General features: G+C 65.4%; 5 protein-coding genes. 2 read left to right on the top strand and 3 right to left on the bottom strand.

The genetic code is table 11. From position 1 onward, the window contains the following. The first annotated feature begins 328 nt into the window (after positions 1–328). Complete coding sequence (locus AC30NL_RS21100; protein ID WP_489465944.1) at positions 329–709, top strand: histidine kinase dimerization/phospho-acceptor domain-containing protein; 381 nt, start codon at positions 329–331, stop codon at positions 707–709. After that, positions 700–879 (top strand): hypothetical protein, encoded by a 180-nt coding sequence (locus AC30NL_RS21095; RefSeq protein WP_489465943.1) that lies wholly within the window; start codon positions 700–702, stop codon positions 877–879. The genes AC30NL_RS21100 and AC30NL_RS21095 overlap by 10 nt, the downstream gene beginning before the upstream one ends. 184 nt (positions 880–1,063) lie before the next feature. Here the strand turns inward: AC30NL_RS21095 and AC30NL_RS21090 are convergent, their stop codons facing one another. From AC30NL_RS21090 to AC30NL_RS21080, 3 genes are all read right to left on the bottom strand, one after another. Continuing rightward, positions 1,064–3,844, bottom strand: coding sequence for a response regulator (locus AC30NL_RS21090; protein ID WP_489465942.1), 2,781 nt, complete (start codon positions 3,842–3,844; stop codon positions 1,064–1,066). 67 nt (positions 3,845–3,911) lie between these two features. Then, complete coding sequence (locus AC30NL_RS21085) at positions 3,912–4,676, bottom strand: substrate-binding periplasmic protein (protein WP_489465941.1); 765 nt, start codon at positions 4,674–4,676, stop codon at positions 3,912–3,914. 42 nt (positions 4,677–4,718) lie between these two features. After that, positions 4,719–4,982 carry a hypothetical protein gene (locus tag AC30NL_RS21080; protein ID WP_489465940.1) on the bottom strand — a complete coding sequence of 88 codons (264 nt, stop codon included), beginning with the start codon at positions 4,980–4,982 and terminating at the stop codon, positions 4,719–4,721. Positions 4,983–5,819 lie beyond the last annotated feature (837 nt).

The raw sequence follows: 5,819 nt of genomic DNA, 5'->3' as shown, positions 1-5,819 counted from the left end.
TCCACCTCAATAACTGTCGTTCGCGGGTGGTAACTGACGGCCGAGCGACCAGCGCGGCTGAACGACGGCATCAGCACGCGGCGAACTGACGCTGCCGACCCATAGGAGTCGGCGGCGGTTTTCTCAACGAACGACCGGTGTACCTTTGAACCTGACCTTCGCTCACGACGCCGAGAAAGTCAGGAACCGCGACAGCGGTCATTCCCAAGCGGCAGCCAGCCACGGGGACCGGATCCTGGCGGAACGACTGCATCCGCAGGCCGCGTACTTACGCTGCCGACCCACAGGAGAAGTTCGATGACTCGAACGAGTCGACGCAAAGCCGTCGTTGGCAAGTGACCGCCGGGCTGAGTCGCACGATCTGCGCGGCCTGCTGTCGGGCATTGCCGGGCTGTCAGAGTTGCTGCAAGAAGACCTGCGCCGTGGCGAGACCGCCAACCTGCGGCCGTGGCTGGCGATGGTCGAGACCCAGATACGGCGCCTGGCCACGCTGGTCGAAGACCTGTTGAACCTGACGCGTGTCTCCAAGGGCCAGCTGGTGCGTCGTTCGCTGCCCTTGCAAGCGGTACTGCATGAGGCCCTGCAGGCACTGGCCCTGGGCAAGGCCGGCCAGCGCATCGACGAGGTCAGCGTCGGTGAGTTGCCCGAACTGAACATGGACGGCGGCCTGATGCGCCAGGTCTTCGTGAATCTGCAGTCTTGCATCTGATCCGCTTCCACGGCATGCTGGCACCCAACGCCAAGCTGCGCGCGCTGGTGGTGCCACAAGAGCCAGAGGCGCCTGCTCAGGCAGTGCCGCCCGCCCACGTGCGAGACGAACTGTGCTCACCACCGCCCGGTGCGGCTGAGTTGGGCCCGGCTACTCAAGCGCGTGTTTGATCTCGACCTTGAGCACTGCCCGAACTGTGGCGGTGAGCTGAAGATCATCGCTGCGATCCTGGAGTAGCCGGTCATCGAGAAGATCCTCACGCACCTGGTTCTGCAGGCCCGGGCGCCGCCATCGGCGCCACCCCGTAGGCTGCAGCTGCAGGCGGCCTGACCATGCCCCTTGCCCAGCACCCGATCACGGGGCGCGCATGGTCTCCGCGACTCGAAGTTCGTCGATGACCTGGTCAAGCTGGCTCAACACCTTCTGCAAGAGGTCGTCTGCATCGGCGGCGCCATCCACGCAGCCTCGTTCCAGGGCGGCGGCAGCCTGTTCCAACCCGTGCATGCCGAGCGTACCGGCCTCACTCTTCAGGTCATGGGCGGCGCGCAGCGCGGCGTCGGCACCACCGGTGGCGAGGGCGGCGCGGAATCGCTGCGCGAAGTCGGCTTCATGGTCGCGGAACAGGGCCAGAATGCGGCGGTACAGCAGCTCGTTTCCACCCGCATTGACCAGTCCTCGATGCTTGTCGATCTTGTTCGACGCAGCCAAGGCGTCGGTGCGCTGACCGTCGTCGATCGCCGGGATGGCGTTGGCGGGTTTCACCCACTTTGCAAGGGTGGCAAACAACTCGTCGACCGCGATGGGCTTGGCGATATGGTCGTTCATGCCCACCGCGAGCACAGCCTCGCGGTCGCCGACCATCGCGTTGGCGGTCATCGCGATCACCGGCAGCGCTCGCCATTGCGGCTGCTGGCGCAACGCCCGAGTCGCGGCGTAGCCGTCCATGACAGGCATCTGGCAATCCATCAGCACGGCATCGAAACGCTCGCGGGCCAGCATGTCCAGCGCCTGCTGCCCGTCGCAGGCGACCTTGACGATGACACCCGCGCGTCCAAGCAGGTCGACAGCGAGTTCCTGGTTGATCGCGTTGTCCTCGACCAGCAGGATGTGGGCTCCGGCCAGTGCCGCCCGATGGTCGTGCAGGGCCTCTTTGCGCCGCGCGTCGCGGATGGGGGCCAAGGGCGCGCGTCCGAGAGCCGTGGTGCAGGCATCGAGAAGCGCGGAGGGCGTGACCGGCTTGACCAGCAGCGCACCGACTTGCAGCTGCTGCTCGACCAGGCGCTGCCGCATCTCTTCCCGGCCAAAGGCCGTGGTCATCAATACGACCGGTGCGGGGTGCCGCAACGTCGTCCGTTCGGCCAACGCCTGGACGCAGGCCACCCCGTCCATGCCAGGCATCCTCCAGTCCAGCAGCAGCAACTGGTATGGCGCGTCGTTCGCGTCGGCCTGCTCCACACGCCGCAGCGCCTCTTCGCCGCTGGCGGCGGTATCGACCCGCAGGCCCAGCACCTGGCTCATCGCCGTGAGCACGACGCGCGCGGTGGCGTTGTCGTCCACGACCAGCGCGCGGATGCCGCGCACCGCCTCGCAGCTCCACGCCGGTGGCTGCTCTGCGGAAACCGGCTGCAACCCGAAGCGCAGCTCGAAGTGGAAGCAACTGCCACGGCCGGGCGCACTCTCGACCGCGAGTTCACCGCCCATCAGATGCACCAACTGTCGACTGATCGCCAGCCCGAGCCCGGTGCCGCCGTAGCGTCGGCTCGTCGAGGCGTCCGCCTGCGTGAAGGGCTGGAACAGGCGCTGCTGCTGTTCGAGGTTCATGCCGATACCGCTGTCGCGCACCTCGAAACGCAGCCGGGCCGACGTGCCGTCCTGTTCGATCACCTGCACCCTCACGACGACCTCGCCGCTGTCGGTGAACTTGACCGCGTTGTTGCCCAGGTTGAGCAGCACCTGGCCCAGCCGCGACGGGTCGCCCACCAGCGCCGTCAGCGTTTGCGCCGGCATGTCGAGCAGCAGTTCCAGGCCCTTCTCCTCGGCCTTCATGCTCAGCGCGTTGACCACGTTTTCCATCGCGTCGCCGAGTTCGAACGGAATCGACTCGATGTCGAGCTTGCCGGCTTCGATCTTTGAGAAGTCGAGGATGTCGTTGATGATGCCCAGCAGCGACTCGGCTGACGCGTGTGCCTTCTGGATGTAGTTGCGCTGTTGCGCGTCCAGGCCGGTTTGCAACGCCAGGTACGACATGCCGAGAATGGCGTTCATCGGCGTACGGATCTCGTGGCTCATGTTGGCCAGGAACGCGCTCTTGGATCGGCTCGCGGCATCGGCCTGTTCCTTGGCCTCCTGCAGCTCGGCGGTTCGCTGGTCGACCATCTCTTCGAGGCGGTCGCGGTGGGCCAGCAGTTCGGCTTCCGCGGCGGTGCGTCGAGCCAGCTCGGCGCTCAGGCCTTGCCTCATCTCGTTGAAGGCGTTGGCCACCGCCGAGAGCTCATCCCCATGCTGGTTTGCAGGACGGGCCAGGGCCAGTGGCAGGTCGCGCCGGCCGGCGCCGAAGTCGCGCACCCAGACGGCGATGTGCTCGAGGTGACGTGTCACCCAGCGATTGACGATGTACAGGATGAACAAGGCAATGAAGAAGGTCTTCGTGCCCTGGGTTACCAGGATCACCACCGAGCGATCGATCAGGCGCCGGTAAACGCCATCGAAACCGGCCATCACGGTCAGCGTGCCCAGCGCCTCGTGCTTAGCGGTGGGGGCCAGCAGCGCATATCGATGCGTCACGCCGGCACCGGCCGGCTTGACACCGGCCTCAAACTGCTCACCCGCCTGACCCAGGACTTGCACGTAGCGCAAGTCGCGCATCTTCAGGATGCCGCTGAGTTGCAGCCGGGTCTGGTTTTTGTCAAATGACCACAGGCTGCTGGCCAGGCTGTCGAGGTACGCATTTTCGATCTGGCTGAACGCGGCGTCGATTTCGGAGACATCGCGTGCGTAGTCCAGGTAGAGTTGGACGCCGGTGGCCAGCAACGCCAGACAGGTGCTGGCCAGCACGATGGCCGCCAGCAGGCGGCGTCCGAGCCGATGTTCGCCGGACTTCGCCGGCGTCCCGCTGGCGCTGCGCACTAGCGACACGGTGGAGGACCGGAGGAGTAACTGCTCATGGGTCGCACTGTGCCATAGGACCCGGTCGACCTTGGGGTTACCGGCCGACCTCGCGCAAGGCTTCGGGCCTATAGCGTTCGATCAGGCCTTCGGCCTTCATCGACTTCAGTGTCACCGCGAGCCGCAAGGCCAGATCGGCATGCCGACCATGCAGGTACGGGTACAGCGGTGCGGCCAGGAGCACTGCCGCCTTGCGGAGGACGGCGGCGGCACCCTTCAGTTCAGGGGCATCCAAGACGTCCAACACCGTCAGATCGACACCGCAGAACGCGTCGATGCGGCCGGACAACAACATCTGCAGCCCCTGTTCGTCGTACGTCACGTCGGTGATTTGCGCCGCCGGCAAGACGGAGGCCAATGCTCTCTCGCAGTACAGCGCGCCGCGGAGGTGGCCCGCTCTGAGTTTCAGCGCGCGCAGGTCATCCAGGCGCGTCACGTCGAGAGAGGAATTCGCGGTGTACAGCGCAATCGTGGCGTCAATCACCGATTCTTCGACCCGGATCAATTCGGGGTGCACCTCCGCGTAGACACGTGCCCGGGCCACTTCGCCATCAATGGCGCCCTGGTCCAGCAGCACCCCGATGCGCAGAGTCGGGTAGGTCGACATCTCGACGCGCAGGCCGAGGCGCCGGAAGGCCTCGCGGTAGATTCGCTCAGACCACTTGTAGAAGTATGACGTGTCAGGAGCCGTTATGCCCATCAGGAATGGCTGAGCTGGCGCAGCCTGCACCTGCGGTTGTGCCAGCGCCTGCGGTTGCGCCAGCGACAGCACGCACAGCAGGACCAGGGTCGGCAGGCGCATGGGAACGACCCTTCTCACCGCGGCGCGAACTCGCGTTCGACGTCACGCCGGTAGCGCACGAAAAGGCCCCTCGGCCTTCATCTGCCTGAGCACAGCCGCCAGGCGTGGCGCCAGCGCTGCGTTCCTGCGATGCAAGTAGGGGTAGAGAGGAGTCGAGTCGCTCAACACCAGCAGCTTTCGGATCGCCGCGACGCCTTTGAATTTGGCCGAATGCAGCGCCGAGGCGACCGCCAGTTCGGTGTCGCAATGGAAGAGTCCAGGCGGGCCATCGAGCAGATGATGCAGGCCCTGTTCGGTGCTTGTCAATCGGCATAGGGCCCCCCCCAGCAATAGGAGGCCCCCCTGCCACACCTGCGCCGGACGTGACGCACGTTCGATGTCACGCGCGTCAGATCGAGCACGCCGAGCCGGCTGAACTCGCTCTCGCCAAACACCTCGGGTGTCGGCGGCCGTTCGCAATCAAGGCAGACCTACAGGGCGCAGACCATGTCCATCCAGTACTCGAACCGTTCGGAAACGGGCACCGACGATGTACTGAGACGGCTGCGCGCGACGACAAGGTCGAGGGCAGCAGCACGCCAGGTAACGCGTTCGCAACGAATGTCATAGGAGGTCCGGAGGTAATGCGCCGCGGAGGTGCAATTTCCACGCAACTGAGTGGTGACCAGCATAGTCCACGCGTGTCGGTTGCGCTTCGGGTCAATCCCGCGACAAGTGCGTCGGATCTGGTCAAGAGTCGCACCGGATTCAGAATGGGAACCTAGGCCTCTGCACTTCACAGCTAGAGCCTCGAGAGGATGTCGGCAGCGCCCTTGTCGCCCATCCTGCAGCAGGTGAACACCTGTCATGCGCTGCCGTGGCTTGCCACGCTTGCGCCACTTCAACGTCGCACACCTCGCCGAGCTCGACGCTTGGGACGTCGGGCCGGCCGTTGTGCCTACAGGTGCCGAAGCAGCTCTGAGAGGCTGAGAGTATTTCAATCATGACCGCTCATCACGTCAAAAGACCCCTGCTCGTCGTTGCAAATGCTCGCCATAGCCCCGGCTGCACTAAACCGCTGACGCGGTAGTGCTGCCGCCCAGTCCGGGGCCGGTTACATGGCGCGGTTCCCCTGGCGCCCTGGTTGGAGAACGATGGAGGGGC

Origin of the sequence: Rhizobacter sp., assembly GCA_021153565.1 — a bacterium.
GTDB lineage: Bacteria > Pseudomonadota > Gammaproteobacteria > Burkholderiales > Burkholderiaceae_C > Albitalea.
The sequence above is the reverse complement of the archived record's forward strand: the minus strand, read 5'-3'. Positions and strand labels throughout refer to the sequence as shown.